We start from the raw sequence: 15,186 nt of genomic DNA, 5'->3' as shown, positions 1-15,186 counted from the left end.
GCAAAAGAAATCTTGACAAGACTTGCGCAGGCTTTTGCTTTCGTTCGCGCATTCATATGCTTTTTCTGACTGAAGTGGACAAAATCTCATCATCCAGAACACTTGGAATGACCGCAGGCCAGGCACGTCATGCAGCCTTCAACCATGCGCAGCTCGAAGCTGCCGCAGTTCGGGCAGGCTTTGGCGGTTTGCCCCACGACCGCGGCTTCGGTATCAGGCTCGGACCTCGAAAACAGCCCTGCGGCAGGGATGAAGCCCGTCTCGACGAGATGGCGTTCGATGACACCACCGATCGCGGCAAGGATTGACGGTATATAGCGGCCCTCCATCCAAGCGCCGCCGCGGGGGTCGAATACCGCTTTCAGTTCTTCGACGACAAAGCTTACATCACCCCCGCGCCGGAACACGGCCGAGATCATGCGCGTCAGGGCTACCGTCCAGGCGAAATTTTCCATGTTCTTGGAGTTCACAAAAATCTCGAAGGGGCGCCGATACCCTGCGAGCACGAGATCGTTGATCGTAATATAAAGCGCGTGCTCGGTTCCGGGCCATTTCAGCTTGTAGGTCCTCCCTTCAAGCTCCGAGGGGCGGTCGAGCGGCTCGGACATGTACACAACCTCGCCGGTGTTGTCGGCGGGCTGGGAAAGTGTCGACGGATCGACGCTGAGGACACTGCCGGTCACGGCATTGGGACGGTAGGTCGTACAGCCTTTACATCCGCTCTCGTAGGCTTCGACATAGACGTCCTTGAAGTCCTCGAAACCGATATCCTCGGGGCAGTTGATCGTCTTCGAGATGGACGAGTCGACCCAGGTCTGGGCGGCCGCCTGCATTTTCACGTGCTCCAACGGGCTGAGGGTCTGGGCCGAGACAAAATGGTCCGGAAGATCCACGTCACCGTGCTTGTCCCTCCAGACCTGGGCCGCATAATCCACGACCTCCTCTTCGGTACGCGATCCGTCCTTCTGCAGAACTTTTCGCGTGTAGGCATGGGCAAAGACAGGTTCGATCCCAGACGAGACGTTGCCGGCGAAAAGGCTGATGGTTCCGGTCGGCGCGACCGATGTCAGAAGCGCGTTGCGAATCCCGTGTCGGGCCACCGCCTCGCGGACGTCATCGTCCATCGCCTCCATCGTTTCCGAGGACAGGAAAGCCGCCTGGTCGAACAGGGGAAAGGCCCCCTTCTCCCCAGCCAGACGCGCCGAGGCCAGATAGGCGGCGCGGGCGATCAAGCGCATCCATCGCGAAGTCAGACGCGCCGCCTCGTCCGAGCCATAGCGTACCCCCACCATCGCAAGCGCGTCGGCAAGCCCCGTGACCCCAAGGCCGATACGACGTTTGGCCTCGGCCTCGCGGGCCTGTGCCTCCAGAGGGAAACGGGACACATCGACGACGTTGTCCATCATGCGAACCGCGACACCGACAAGATCGTCCAGCGCGTCTTCGTCCAGCGAAGCTTCCGGGTCGAACGGATCCGTCACCAGCCGCGACAGGTTGATCGAGCCCAGAAGGCAGGCACCGTAGGGTGGCAGGGGCTGTTCCCCGCAGGGGTTGGTCGCGGCGATCTCCTCGCAATAGGCGAGGTTGTTCATCTGGTTGATGCGGTCGATGAAGATCACCCCGGGCTCTGCGTAGTCATAGGTCGCCTGCATGATCCGGTTCCACAGATCCCGCGCTTGGATGGTGCGATAGACCCGGCCATCGAAGCAGAGGTCCCAGGTCGCGTCCGCTTTCACGGCCTCCATGAACGGATCCGTCACCAGAACGCTGACATTGAAGTTTCGCAACCGTGCGGGGTCGGACTTGGCCTCGATGAACGCTTCGATATCGGGATGGTCGCAGCGCAGGCAGGCCATCATGGCCCCGCGGCGCGCGCCGGCCGACATGATCGTGCGGCACATCGCATCCCACACGTCCATGAAACTGATCGGACCGGATGCATCTGCCGCAACACCCGTCACCGATGCGCCCTTGGGACGAATGGTCGAAAAATCGTAGCCGATCCCCCCGCCCTGCTGCATGGTAAGCGCCGCTTCGCGCAGATGGTCGAAGATGCCCGCAAGCGAGTCGGGGACTGTTCCCATGACAAAGCAATTGAACAGCGTTACGCTCCGGTCCGTTCCCGCACCGGCGACGATCCGGCCCGCCGGTAGGAACTTGAAATCCTCGAGTGCGGTATAGAAGCGATCTTCCCAAGCGTCAGGATCGGCCTCGACGGCGGCCACGGCACGGGCGACCCGGCGCCACGTGTCTTCGACGGTGCGGTCCAGCGCCTCGCCCTCCGCCGTCTTCAGGCGATATTTCATGTCCCAGATCTGCTCGGCGATCGGGGCGGCGAAGCGGCTCATGACGATCACTCCTGCGTTGGCCCGGAAAAGGTATGGCCCAGAGGATGGCGGGTCAACGGAACCGGCGCTATATGAAGGGGTAAGGAAAGCGTTTTCCACATTCTGTGGATAAGTCAGGGGGAAACGTGGCGAAGGTGCACCTGATCAAGCTGTCGGTCGGCAGCGAATCTGTCGAGCAGATGAAAGACTGGCAGACGCGGCGATCCGGACAGCGCAAGGACGGGCGGTATTACCACCTGACGCGCATGTGGCCCAAGCGGGCGGACGAGCTGCTGGACGGCGGGTCGATCTTCTGGGTGATCCAGGGCGTCGTGCTGGCGCGCCAGCGGATCACCGGGCTGGAGGAGATGACGGGCGCAGACGGAATCCGGCGTTGCGCGGTTTTCCTCGACCCTCAGATCGTGCGGGTCGAGGCCATGCCAAAACGGCCCTTCCAGGGGTGGCGCTACCTGGACCCAAAGGATGCACCGCGCGATCTGGCCGGAGGGCGGGAAGAGGCGGATCTGCCCCCTTCCCTTGCCGCCGCACTGGCCGAGATCGGCGTGCGCTGATCAGTCGATCTTGCGGATCAAGCGGGCCAGCAACTCGCGATCCTCGTCTGTCCACTCCGCATTCCGGGCCCGGAACAGCGTCGCCTGGCTGCCATGGATGGTTCCGTCAGACAGGATTTTCAGGTGGTTCGCCCGCAAAGTCTCTCCGGTCGAGGTAATATCCGCAATGGCTTCGGCTGTCTCGTGGCGGACGGTCCCCTCCGTCGCGCCCTGGCTATCGACCAGCTGGTAATCGGCCACCCCGTTCCATGTCAGGAACTCGCGAACCAGCTGGTGATATTTCGTCGCGATCCGCAGGCGAAACCCGTGCCGGCGGCGAAACGCCGACGCGGCGGCGTCCAGGTCGTCCAGCGTGTCGACATCGACCCAGAAGGACGGCACGGCGATCACCAGATCCGCGTGGCCGAACCCCATCTCGGCCAGTTCCTCGACCTGGTCGTCCCAATGGGCCAGCTTGTCGCGCACCAGGTCCGATCCGGTGACGCCCAGGTGGATCCGCCCTGCCGCCAGTTCCCGCGGGATTTCGCCCGCGCTCAGCAGGACGAGCTGAAGCCCGTCGAACCCGTCGACCGTGCCACTGTATTCCCGCTCGCCGCCGTCCTTGACCATCGTCAGGCCACGCGCCCCGAACCAGTCGAACGTCTTCTCCATCAGCCGCCCCTTCGAGGGCACCCCCAGCTTCAGCATTGCGCCGCCTCCAGCGTCAGGGCGGGGCGGATCACACCGCCGACCGCGGGGGTCGCCCTGCCCTGCCCCAGCACGCGGGTCAGCGCGTCATAGCGCCCACCGGTCGACAGGGGCGGCAGGTCCGGGCGCTGCCGGGCCGAGAACGAGAACACGAACCCGTCGTAATATTCCATGGTCGACCGTCCGTGGCTTCCCTCGAACGGCAGGGTCTCGGGCGCGATCCCGGCCGCGTCCAGCGCCTCCAGCCGTCGACCAAGACCGGCAACTGCCGCTTCGATCGCGGGCATGTCTACGGCCATGTCACGAAGCCGTTGCAAGGCCGCGTCCGAGCTTTCCTTCAAATCCAGAATGTCGTCGATCAGCCCTACCTCGGTCGCTGGGATGGGCGGCTCGGCCGCATCGGCGCGCAGGGCCTCGATCCGTGCCATGACGTCGGCACGGTCGCGCAACCCGATCTCGGGGCCCGCACCGGCAAGCGGATCCGCCGCGATAAGAAGCGCGCTTCGCTGCGGAGGCACCGCGACCCGGCCGGCAAAGCGCTCCAACAACGTGCGGAATCGGCGCGGACGCCAGACATGGCGCAGAAGCGCCGCCTTGCGCGTCTCGCTCGTCGTCAGTCCCCGGACAGCAGCGGTCAGGATACCGATGTCGCCCGTCTGGATGCGCGGAGCCAAAGGGGACAAGACCCCGTGGAACAGCGCGAAACACTCGGCATCCGCCACGGCGGGATCACCGCCGAACAGTTCGAACCCGACCTGAAGGTATTCGGCCGGACGGTCGGCCCTCAGGGCCTGACGGCGGAAAACCTCGCCGGCATACGCGTACCTCGCGGGGTCACCACCTTCCCGCATGTGCATCTGGACGACGGGGACGGTGAAGTCAGGCCGCAGCATCGCCTCGCCCCCGGGGCCGTGGGTGGTGAAGGCGCGGGCGCGGATATCCTCACCGTAGAGGTCCAGCAGAGTCTCGGCCGGTTGCAGGATCGCGGTTTCGACCGGTTGCGCCCCGGCGTCGACGAATGCCCCGAGGTAGCGCGCGGCCTCGGCCCGTTCGGTTGCCTTGGTCATCCCAGTCGCTTCCGGATCTCTGTCACCAGGTCCGCACGCGGGCATTCGAACTGCGCCGGTTGGTCCCGCCATTCCTCGTGGCTGAGGTCATCGGCCAGCTTCGCCCCCAGCTTCAGATCCTTGATCTGCACGACATCCCGTGCGGCCTCGTCCTCGCCCTGGATAATCGCGAAGGGGGCATTGCGTTTGTCGGCGTATTTCATCTGGTTGCCGAAGTTCTTCGGGTTCCCAAGGTAAAGCTCGGCGCGGATCCCGGCCCGCCGCAGGTCGCTGACCATAGCCTGATACTCTGCCATCCGGGCGCGATCCATGACCGTCACGATCACCGGCCCTTCGGCAGCCCCTTCGAACCGGCCCTGCGCGGTCAGCGCGGCCAGCAGCCGGTCGACCCCGATCGAGACTCCGGTCGCCGGCACCTCCTGCCCCGTGAACCGTTTGACCAGATCGTCATAGCGCCCGCCCCCGGCGACCGAGCCGAATTGCCGCGGGCGGCCCTTCTCGTCCATGATCTCGAAGGTCAGCTCGGCCTCGTAGACCGGGCCGGTGTAATAGCCGAGGCCCCGGACGACCGAGGGGTCGATGACGATGCGGTCATCTCCATATCCCTGCTCATAGCACAGATCGCAGATTTCCCAGAGTTCCGAGATTCCTTCGAGACCTACCTCCGAGTCGCCGATTAACTCCTTCAAGCGTTCAAGAGTCTTGGTGTCACTTTCCCGTTTAGCGCTGAGGAAGCCCAGCACCACGTCGGCGGCCGCCGGGTCCAGCCCCGCGCCCTTGGTGAAATCGCCACTCTCGTCGCGGCGCCCCTCGCCCAGAAGCGCACGGACGCCGTGCTCGCCCAGACGGTCCAGCTTGTCGATGGCGCGCAGGACGATGCCGCGCTCGGCCTCCTTGTCGTCGCCGCCAAGGCCCGCGACCTCCATCACGCCGTTCAGGACCTTGCGGTTGTTCACCCGCACGATGTAGTCGCCGCGTGCGATCCCCACGGCCTCGAGCACGTCGGCCAGCATCGCGCAGATCTCGGCATCCGCGGCCATCGAGGCGCTGCCCACAGTGTCCGCATCGCATTGATAAAATTGGCGGAACCGCCCCGGCCCCGGTTTCTCGTTCCGCCAGACGGGGCCCATGGTATAGCGGCGATAGGGGCTGGGCAGGTCGTTGCGATACTGCGCCGCGACGCGGGCCAGCGGGGCCGTCATGTCATAGCGCAGGGCCAGCCAGTCGCCGTCCTCTTCCCAGGCGAAGACGCCCTCGTTCGGGCGGTCCACGTCGGGCAGGAACTTGCCCAGCGCCTCGACCGTTTCGACTGCGCTGGTTTCGAGCGCGTCGAACCCGTACAGGTCGTAGATGCGCGCGATCTGGGCCAGCATCGTCTGACGCCGCGTGACCTCGGGCCCGAAGTAATCGCGGAAGCCCTTTGGCGTGACGGCCTTCGGGCGCGGCTGTTTCTTGGTCTTCGCCATGACGGCCCCCCTTGGATGCGCGGATCGTCTAGGTCAACCACACCCCACACGCAAGATGGAGGCGAATATGGAACAGCTGGAAGAACGCATCGCCCACCTGATCCGGGCCAATGACGACCTGTCCGAGGTGGTCTCGGATCAGGCCAAGCGGATCGACACGCTGGAACGGCAGGTCGCGTTCTTGATGGAGCGGGCGCGATCCGATGGCGAGGGGTCGGTATTCCTGGGGGACGAGCGGCCGCCGCATTGGTGACAGGCGTCAGAGGGGGCTTCGCGCCCCCGGCCGGGCAGGCCCGGCCTCCCCCACGGGGTATTTCGCCAAGGGTGAGACGGATGCGCGTTCGGCCCGGTCGCCGTTGCGGCGCCGGGTGGGGGGTGTGTCTGGGGATGTGAAAGGAAAGCCGCGGGCCCGCGTGGATGCGATTGGAGAACGGGGCGTCACCCCCGGCCGTCGATCTCACCGGTGAAACCTGTGGTCAGGTCCGCCCGATTGCCAGGCCGGACGGCCCCTTCCCGATTTCGCTGTCTTCCTTGCGCGCCAGGCGTGTCTAGCGGCGGACCGGTTAAGACCGGGTTGGGGCAGCGCACGCTGGCGGTGACGGGTCAGACGTCCTCGACCGTCATCACGCCGCCGAGGGATTTCAGCGCGCCCTTGATCTGGGGGGTGACGGGGAAGTCGTCGCCAAGGCTAACCTCGACTTCTCCGGGCAGACCCCGGTCCATCAGGCACAGGGTCACCGGCCCGCGGGCGCGGATTTTCCGGTCTTCGCGCGCGCGGGCCAAGACCGAGGCCACCATGCCCACCGCGTCTGACGCCTCTAGATACACCATCAGTCCCGATCCCCCCGCATCGGCCACGGCGCTGTCTATTGGCGCGACCGACCGGCCCAGCAGCTTCAACTGTTCTGACTCCATGGTCGCCTCGACCTGGACCACCACGTTCGTTCCCGGTTCGAGATGTTCGCGCGAGGCTTCCAGCGTGTCCGAGAAGATCGTCACCTCGTAAAGACCCGTGGGGTCGGACAGGCCGACGAACGCGAACCGGTTGCCACGCGCGGATTTCCGTTCCTGCCGGCTGGCGACCACCCCGGCCATCTTGGCGACCATCGGGCCGTTCATCGCCTTGGCGTGCACCTCCTCGTAGGTCAGCACCCCCTTGCGCTTCAGCGGGGCCATGTAGTCGTCCAGCGGATGTCCCGACAGGTAGAAGCCGATCGCGACGTGTTCCTGCGCCAGCCGTTCGGTCGGCAGCCAGTCATCCACGGGCGACAGGCGCGGCTCAGGCAGATCATCGCCCGCTTCGCCGAACAAGGACACCTGGTTCGACGACTTCTGTTCATGCACCGCAGCGGAATAGGCAACCAACGGATCGAGACTGTCGAACACCCGCCGCCGGTTCGCGTCGAGTTGGTCGAACGCCCCGGCGCGCGCCAGCATCTCCATCGCGCGCTTGCCCACGCGTTTGAGGTCCACCCGGCGAGCCATATCATAGAGGTTCACGAACGGCGTGTCGCCCCGCCCCTCGACCACCAGCCGCATCACGTCGAGGCCGACGCCCTTCAGCGCACCCAGCGCATAGACGATCTGCCCGTCCTTCACGCTGAACGTCTCGAGTGAACGGTTGACGCAAGGCGGCACGATCCCGATCTTCAGACCCCGCCGCGCCTCTTCGAGATAGATCGCCAGCTTCTCGGTCAGGTGGATATCGCAGTTCATCACGCCGGCCATGAACTCGACCGGGTGGTTCGCCTTCAGCCAAGCCGTCTGGTAGCTGACGACCGCATAGGCCGCGGCGTGGGACTTGTTGAAGCCGTAATTGGCGAATTTCTCCAGAAGGTCGAAAACCTCCTTGGCCTTTTCTTCCGGGACGCCGTTCTCCATCGCGCCCTTGGTGAACTTGGGCCGTTCGGCGTCCATCGCCTCCTTGATCTTCTTGCCCATGGCGCGACGCAGCAGGTCGGCCCCGCCAAGGGAGTAACCCGCCATCACCTGGGCGATCTGCATCACCTGTTCCTGGTAGACGATGATTCCTTGCGTTTCCTCCAGGATGTCGTCGATCAGCGGGTGGATCGACGCGATCTCTCGCTGGCCGTTCTTGACCTCGCAATAGACCGGGATGTTCTCCATCGGGCCCGGGCGATAAAGCGCCACCAGCGCCACGATATCCTCGATGCAGGTGGGCTTCATGCGCCTGAGCGCATCCATCATGCCCGTCGATTCCACCTGGAACACCGCGACCGTCTTGGCCTTGGCATAGAGCTCGTAGGACTTCGCATCGTCGAGCGGAATCAGGTTCATCTGGTTCTCGGCCCCCGGCGCGGGGATATAGAGCTCCTCTCCGTTCGGGCCGATATGGATGGGGCGGGTCTGGTTGATCAGATCCACCGCGTTCTGGATCACCGTCAGCGTCTTGAGGCCGAGGAAGTCGAACTTCACCAGCCCCGCCTGTTCGACCCATTTCATGTTGAACTGGGTGGCGGGCATGTCGGATTTCGGATCGCGGTAGAGCGGGACCAGCGCGTCCAGCGGCCGGTCCCCGATCACGACCCCGGCCGCGTGGGTCGAGGCATTTCGCAGCAGCCCCTCGACCTGTTGACCGTATTTCAGTAGCCGGTCCACGACCTCTTCGTTGCGCGCCTCCTCGCGCAGGCGAGGCTCGTCCCGCAGGGCCTGTTCGATGCTGACGGGTTTGACGCCTTCGACCGGGATCATTTTGGACAGGCGGTCCACCTGGCCATAGGGCATCTGCAACACCCGCCCGACGTCGCGCACCGCGGCCTTGGACAGAAGCGCGCCGAAGGTGATGATCTGGCCAACCTTGTCGCGGCCATATTTTTCTTGGACGTAGCGGATGACCTCTTCACGCCGGTCCATGCAGAAGTCGATATCGAAGTCGGGCATCGACACCCGTTCTGGGTTGAGAAACCGCTCGAAGAGCAAGCTGTAACGCAATGGATCCAAATCGGTAATCGTCAACGCGTAGGCGACCAGCGATCCCGCGCCCGATCCCCGTCCGGGACCGACGGGGATATCGTTCTCCTTGGCCCATTTGATGAAGTCGGCGACGATCAGGAAATAACCGGGAAAGCCCATGCCCTCGATGATGCCGAGTTCGAAGTCCAAGCGCTCCTTGTACGTCTCGACGCTCGTGGCGTGGGGAATGACGGCCAGCCGCGCCTCTAGTCCTTCCTTGGCCTGACGGCGCAGTTCCTCGACCTCGTCATCGGCAAAGCGCGGCAGGATCGGGTCGCGGCGATAGGCGGCGAACGAACATCTGCGCGCGATCTCGACCGTATTCTCGGTCGCTTCCGGCAGATCCGCGAAAAGGGCGCACATCTCCGACGGCGTTTTCAGGTAATGCTGCGGGGTCAGACGGCGCCGTGCTTCGTTCTGGTCGACATACGCACCATCCGCGATGCAGATCAGCGCATCGTGGGCCTCGTACATGTCCGGCTTCGGGAAATACACGTCGTTCGTCGCGACCAACGGCAGACCCATAGCATATGCCATCTCGACGTGGCCGCGTTCGGTCAAGCGCTCGGCCTCTGGCAAGGCCCCACCTTCACCCGGATGGCGTTGCAATTCAACGTAAAGACGGTCGGGATAGATCGCCGCCAAACGCGTCATGAGAGCCTCTGCCCGATCGCGATGACCTGCCCGCAAAGAGCGCCCCACAGGACCGTCCGGCCCGCCCGAAAGGCAGATCAGGCCATCGCCATGACGCGCCAGATCGTCGAGCGAGACCTGCGGCCAGTTCCGATCCCCCTCCATATAGAGAATCGTGTTCAGCTTCATCAGATTTTCATAACCGGCCTCGCTTTGCGCCAGCAGGACAACGGGGGCCGGCACCGGCACCTGCCCACGCTGCACTTCCGCATCGTAACCGACCGAAACCTGGCAACCTATGATGGGCTGTATTCCAGCGCCCATCGCGCCCACGGAAAACTCCAGCGCGCAAAACATGTTGTCGGTATCGGTCACCGCTATGGCGGGCATACCCATATCCCGGACGAGACCGGGCAGTTTCTTCAGGCGAACCGCCCCTTCGAGAAGCGAGTACTCGGAATGGGTGCGCAGGTGGATGAATCGGGGATCTGACATGGCGGCACGGTATGTCGGTGCGGCGGCAATCGAAAGCCCCGGCGACGCGCTAGCTACAGATATCGCACCGCACAGTTGCCGCGCTACGTTCCGGCGGGAATGCCGCAAACCCGGAAGCCCAGATGCGAACGCTCGTCCTCTTGATTCTCGCCGTCACCGTCATCGTCGCGATCCTGATCGCGACAGGTTTTCTCGATCTCTCGCCCGAGGGGGAAGCAGCGATCGAAGACGCGCGCGAAAACGTCGGCGGCGCGATCGAAGAGGCCGGAGAAGCCGTGCAAGGTGATGGGAAAGCGGACTGACCGGGCCTAGCGCGGCTCCCTTGATCAGTCCGCCGATGGCGCAAGGCCTGGATCAGTTGGTTCCGTTCGTACCCGACGTCGAGACTGTACCTACAGCTTTTTCCGACGTCGCGGCTGCGACCGCGGCCGCGACCGCGGCTGCTGCCGCGACGCCAGCTGCGACAGCGCCCACCCCGAGACCACCGAAGGCAGCCGCGCTCGCGGCGGCACTGGCACCCGCGCCGGCACCCGCTCCGGCGGCGCCGGCAACGCCTGCCCCACCGGCCCCACCGGCCCCTCCACCGCCCGAAACGGCCACACCGGCTGGAGGGACAACTTGGGACTGCGCGGCACCGGCTGCGGCGATGGCAATGACGAGGGCGGCGGGGATCGCGAAGATGCGGGACGTAACGGACATGATCGAAGCTCCGGAGAAAAATGACATTACCTCTTCGTGCACCGGAATCTCTTAAGATTTGGTTGACGCGCGATGGCAATGCGCATTCCCGCATCTTGCAATCCGGAACGGGAGCCGCTTTCTTCGAGACGGACCGTGCGCTCTACGCCGCATCGACCGTGACGGTTCTGGACAGGGCGAGTAACGCGGCGGATACGCATATGCAGGTCACGTTCAGACTGAACGGAAACGTCGTCGAAGCCGTGGTGGCACCGACCACGACCCTCCTCGACTGGCTTCGTGACGAACGCGGGCTGACGGGCACAAAGGAAGGTTGCAACGAAGGCGATTGCGGCGCCTGTTCCGTGATGATGACCGGCGAAGACGGCGCTCGGGCGATGAATGCCTGTATCCTTTTCATGGGGCAACTCGACGGCCACGCAATACGAACGGTCGAGGGGATCGCAGCGCCCGACGGGACACCCCATCCCGTCCAGCAGGCGATGATCGATCATCACGGCAGCCAATGCGGTTTCTGTACGCCCGGCTTTGTCGTGACAATGGCCACGGCACATCTGAACGGGGCCACCGATCACGATGACCAAATGGCCGGCAACCTGTGTCGGTGCACCGGCTACGCCCCGATCGTCCGTGCCGCCAAAGCTGCCGAAGCCAGCGCGGTCCCCCGCCATATGCGCGACGAACCCCTTCGTTCATCCTTGTCCAAATACCCCGGGGGGGACGCGCAGCGTCCGGGGGCAGCGTCCCCGCCTTCTTACGCCACGATCCCCGCCGACTGGGGCGGCACCGATCCGGTTGCCGGCACCGGGGCAGACGATCGTGGGGATGCCTCCCGCACGGCGGCCGCCCATCGCCCCACGTCAGTCGACGAGCTTGCGCGCCTTTACGCCGCAACCCCGGACGCGACACTGGTGGCCGGTGCCACGGACGTCGGATTATGGATCACCAAGGGCTTGCGCGATCTGGGGACCGTCATTTTCCTCAACGGTGTCGCGGACATGCGACGGATCGAGATATCGGATCAGGCGATAAGCATTGGAGCCGGCGTGACGCTGGCGGCGCTACGGCGCGCCATAGCGCCCTACCATCCAAGTTTCGCGGAACTCATTCGCCGCTACGGGTCGACCCAGATTCGCAATGCAGCGACAATAGGCGGAAATATCGCCAATGGATCGCCCATCGGGGACGGCCCCCCCGCCCTGATCGCCCTTGGGGCAACGCTGCACCTGCGCCGCGGTGACACAACTCGAGAGCTTTCCATCGAGGATTTCTTCCTCGACTACGGCAAACAGGATCGCCACCGCGGCGAATTCGTCGATGCCGTGTCGATCCCGCGCCAAACCGATCGGCTGATCTGCCAGAAGATTTCAAAACGGTTCGACCAGGATATCTCGGCCCTGTGCGGCTGCTTCAACATAACAGCAGATGGTGGTGTGGTGACTGCTGCCCGGATCGCCTTTGGGGGCATGGCCGGAATCCCGAAACGCGCCCGCGCCACAGAGGACGCGTTGATCGGGTGCCCGCTGACGCCCGAGGGCATCGGTCCGGCCCAGGCCGCGCTGGGGCAGGATTTCGATCCGATGTCGGACATGCGGGCTTCGGCAGGCTATCGCCTGGAGGCGGCGCGCGGCATGCTGGCCCGGCTTGTCAGTGACGAGCCTTCGGTGCTGGAGGTGCGGGCATGACCGTTCATGCCCCCTCGCCCCACGAAAGCGCGGCTCTTCATGTGTCTGGTGCGGCGCGCTACGTAGATGATATCCCGGTGCCCGCGAACACGCTCCACCTGGCATTCGGCCTGTCCCCCATTGCAAAGGGGACGGTGAGGGTCGACCTTGATCCGGTACGAACCGCCCCAGGCGTTTCGCTTGCCCTTTCCGCCGCTGAGACCGGGTTTGTCGACGTCGCCCCCGCCGCCCATGACGAACCGCTTCTGGCGGAGATTTCTGCCGACGGGGCCGCGTGCGTCCACTATATGGGTCAGCCCTTGTTCCTCGTCGCGGCAACCAGCCACCTTGCCGCGCGTAAGGCTGCGCGACTGGCGAAGGTGGACGCGACCCCCGACAATCCGATCCTGACGATAGACGATGCCTTGGCCGCTGACAGCAGGTTCGAGGACGGCCCGGTAACGTGGAGGAAGGGCGACGCCGACACGGCGCTTGCCCGCGCGCCCCACCGCCTGACAGGGCGGATCGAGATCGGCGGGCAAGAACATTTCTACCTCGAAGGGCAGGCCGCGCTCGCCCTGCCGGGCGAAGGGGGGGACATGGTGGTCCATTCCTCCTCGCAGCATCCGACCGAGATACAGCACAAGGTCGCCGAAGCCCTTGGCGTGCCAATGCATGCCGTCAGGGTCGAAGTGCGGCGCATGGGCGGCGGGTTCGGCGGAAAGGAAAGCCAGGGCAATGCCCTGGCGGTGGCCTGTGCACTGGTCGCCGCACGCACGGGGCGACCGGTCAAAATGCGGTACGACCGCGACGACGACATGACGATCACCGGTAAGCGCCATGATTTCCGCATAGGGTACGACGTCGGATACGACGATACGGGCCGGGTGCTGGGTATCACGTTCGAGCACTTGGTCCGGTGCGGCTGGAGCCAGGACCTGTCCCTGCCGGTGGCCGACCGTGCGATGCTGCACGCCGACAACGCGTATCATCTGACCGACGTGCGCATCGTGTCCCATCGTCTGAAGACGAATACCCAGTCCGCCACGGCGTTTCGCGGCTTCGGCGGCCCGCAGGGCATGGTCGGGATCGAGCGGGTCATGGACGAGATCGCCCACTGCCTTGGCAAGGACCCGCTGGACGTGCGCCGCGTCAATTTCTATGCCCCCGCCGGCCCCAACGACGCAGGGGGGCCGTCCGCCCCCCGCGCTTCGCGCCCCCCCGAGGGTATTTCGCCAAGGGCGAAAGAGCGTGTCGGCTCGGAAGAGGTGACGCCGGGCACCGGGGCGGACGTCGCCAGCCGGGGCGCGCTGCACGAAGTGGCCGAACCGGTAGAGGCGTCGGATCGCGCGGCGCCGGGCGACCAGACCACGCCGTACCACATGCCCGTCCGGGATTTCATCCTGAACGAGATGGTCGACGCGCTGGAAGAGCGCGCGGCGTATCGCGCCCGTCGGGCCGCGATCGACGACTGGAACGCGCGCCACCCGTCGATCAAGCGCGGGATCGCGTTGACCCCGGTGAAGTTCGGGATATCCTTCACGCTGACGCATCTCAACCAGGCCGGGGCGTTGGTGCACGTGTACCAGGACGGGTCGGTTCACCTGAACCATGGCGGAACCGAGATGGGGCAAGGCCTGCACCAGAAGGTCAGTCAGGTGGCCGCCGATCGGTTCGGCCTCGACATCTCGGCGGTGCGGATCAGCGCGACCGATACAGGCAAGGTGCCCAACACCTCGGCCACGGCGGCGTCCTCGGGCGCGGACCTGAACGGGATGGCCGTCAGGATCGCCTGCGACACGATCCGCGACCGGATCGCCGCCTTCCTGGCCGAACGCCACCAAGCCGATCCCGCCGCGGTCCGCTTCGAGGGCGGGAAGGTCACGGTCGCCGGCGAGGACTACGCCTTCCCCGAAGCGGTCCAGTTGGCCTATCAGGGGCGGGTCAGCCTGTCGGCCACGGGGTTCTACAAGACCCCCGGCATCGAATGGGACCGCGTGCGGGGGCGTGGCACGCCGTTCTTCTATTTCGCCCACGGGGCCGCGGTGACAGAGGTCGCGCTGGACGTGCGCACGGGCGAAAACCGCATTCTTTGCACCGATATCTTGCACGATTGTGGCGCATCGCTGAACCCGGCCCTCGATATCGGACAGATTGAAGGGGGTTACGTCCAGGGGGCGGGATGGCTGACCACCGAGGAGCTGGTCTGGGACCAGAAGGGGCGCCTGACCACGCACGCCCCGTCGACCTACAAGATTCCCGCCTGTTCGGATCGCCCGGATATCTTCAACGTCGCGCTTTGGGACGCGCCGAACCGGGCCGACACGATCTATCGCTCGAAAGCGGTGGGAGAGCCGCCCCTGATGCTGGGACTCTCGGTCCTGATGGCACTGGGCCATGCCGCCGCCGCGTGCGGTTCGGCCTATCCCGCGCTGGACGCGCCGGCGACCGCCGAACGGGTATTGTTCGCCTGCCGCAGGGCCGCGGAATGACCGTCCTGCATTTCGGGCGGACTGGCGCGGAACGTGACGCGAAACCGGGCAGATGCGTGGCACCGCGGCCATTCGAGCCGGTCTTCCGGCCTCGGGGCATTGCCGGGCGAT

At 65.1% G+C, this 15,186-nt stretch carries 11 protein-coding genes; 5 read left to right on the top strand and 6 right to left on the bottom strand.

From position 1 onward, the window contains the following. Positions 1 to 89: 89 nt before the first annotated feature. A complete protein-coding gene (locus PAA8504_RS15825; RefSeq protein ID WP_108895166.1) occupies positions 90 to 2,348 on the bottom strand; it encodes an adenosylcobalamin-dependent ribonucleoside-diphosphate reductase in 2,259 nt (752 codons plus the stop codon). 125 nt (positions 2,349 to 2,473) lie between these two features. Between PAA8504_RS15825 and PAA8504_RS15820 the strand changes: the two genes are divergently transcribed. Beyond that, positions 2,474 to 2,899, top strand: coding sequence for a DUF1489 family protein (locus PAA8504_RS15820; protein WP_108895165.1), 426 nt, complete (start codon positions 2,474 to 2,476; stop codon positions 2,897 to 2,899). Here the strand turns inward: PAA8504_RS15820 and hisG are convergent, their stop codons facing one another. From hisG to hisS, 3 genes are read right to left on the bottom strand one after another with little or no spacing between them, the layout of a single operon-like run. Beyond that, positions 2,900 to 3,586 carry an ATP phosphoribosyltransferase gene (hisG, locus tag PAA8504_RS15815; RefSeq protein ID WP_108895164.1) on the bottom strand — a complete coding sequence of 229 codons (687 nt, stop codon included), beginning with the start codon at positions 3,584 to 3,586 and terminating at the stop codon, positions 2,900 to 2,902. Then, a complete protein-coding gene (locus PAA8504_RS15810; RefSeq protein WP_108895163.1) occupies positions 3,580 to 4,653 on the bottom strand; it encodes an ATP phosphoribosyltransferase regulatory subunit in 1,074 nt (357 codons plus the stop codon). Before PAA8504_RS15810 ends, hisG begins: the two co-directional genes overlap by 7 nt. After that, positions 4,650 to 6,119, bottom strand: a complete 1,470-nt coding sequence (gene hisS, locus PAA8504_RS15805) for a histidine--tRNA ligase (protein ID WP_108895162.1) — start codon at positions 6,117 to 6,119, stop codon at positions 4,650 to 4,652. The genes PAA8504_RS15810 and hisS overlap by 4 nt, the downstream gene beginning before the upstream one ends. Before the next feature lie 67 nt (positions 6,120 to 6,186). On the opposite strand from hisS, the gene PAA8504_RS15800 reads away from it, so the two are divergent. Then, on the top strand, positions 6,187 to 6,372 hold the full coding sequence (locus PAA8504_RS15800) for a SlyX family protein (protein WP_108895161.1): 186 nt from the start codon (positions 6,187 to 6,189) through the stop codon (positions 6,370 to 6,372). A 350-nt stretch (positions 6,373 to 6,722) separates the two neighbouring features. Here the strand turns inward: PAA8504_RS15800 and dnaE are convergent, their stop codons facing one another. After that, complete coding sequence (gene dnaE, locus PAA8504_RS15795) at positions 6,723 to 10,220, bottom strand: DNA polymerase III subunit alpha (RefSeq protein WP_108895160.1); 3,498 nt, start codon at positions 10,218 to 10,220, stop codon at positions 6,723 to 6,725. A gap of 122 nt (positions 10,221 to 10,342) precedes the next feature. Between dnaE and PAA8504_RS15790 the strand changes: the two genes are divergently transcribed. After that, entirely contained in the window at positions 10,343 to 10,522 is a 180-nt protein-coding gene (locus tag PAA8504_RS15790; protein ID WP_108895159.1) for a hypothetical protein, read from the top strand. 52 nt (positions 10,523 to 10,574) lie between these two features. Here PAA8504_RS15790 and PAA8504_RS22115 read toward each other — a convergent pair whose 3' ends face one another. Continuing rightward, positions 10,575 to 10,919, bottom strand: a complete 345-nt coding sequence (locus tag PAA8504_RS22115) for a hypothetical protein (protein WP_181375824.1) — start codon at positions 10,917 to 10,919, stop codon at positions 10,575 to 10,577. 200 nt (positions 10,920 to 11,119) lie between these two features. Between PAA8504_RS22115 and xdhA the strand changes: the two genes are divergently transcribed. Continuing rightward, positions 11,120 to 12,604, top strand: coding sequence for a xanthine dehydrogenase small subunit (gene xdhA / locus PAA8504_RS15780; protein ID WP_108895200.1), 1,485 nt, complete (start codon positions 11,120 to 11,122; stop codon positions 12,602 to 12,604). Then, positions 12,601 to 15,075: a xanthine dehydrogenase molybdopterin binding subunit gene (locus tag PAA8504_RS15775; protein WP_108895157.1), complete on the top strand. Its 2,475-nt coding sequence runs from the start codon at positions 12,601 to 12,603 to the stop codon at positions 15,073 to 15,075. The genes xdhA and PAA8504_RS15775 overlap by 4 nt, the downstream gene beginning before the upstream one ends. Positions 15,076 to 15,186 lie beyond the last annotated feature (111 nt).

Source organism: Palleronia abyssalis (assembly GCF_900302445.1).
Classification (GTDB): Bacteria; Pseudomonadota; Alphaproteobacteria; order Rhodobacterales; family Rhodobacteraceae; genus Palleronia; species Palleronia abyssalis.
Note: the sequence above shows the minus strand (reverse complement) of the source record. Positions and strands in the feature narration are given on the sequence as shown.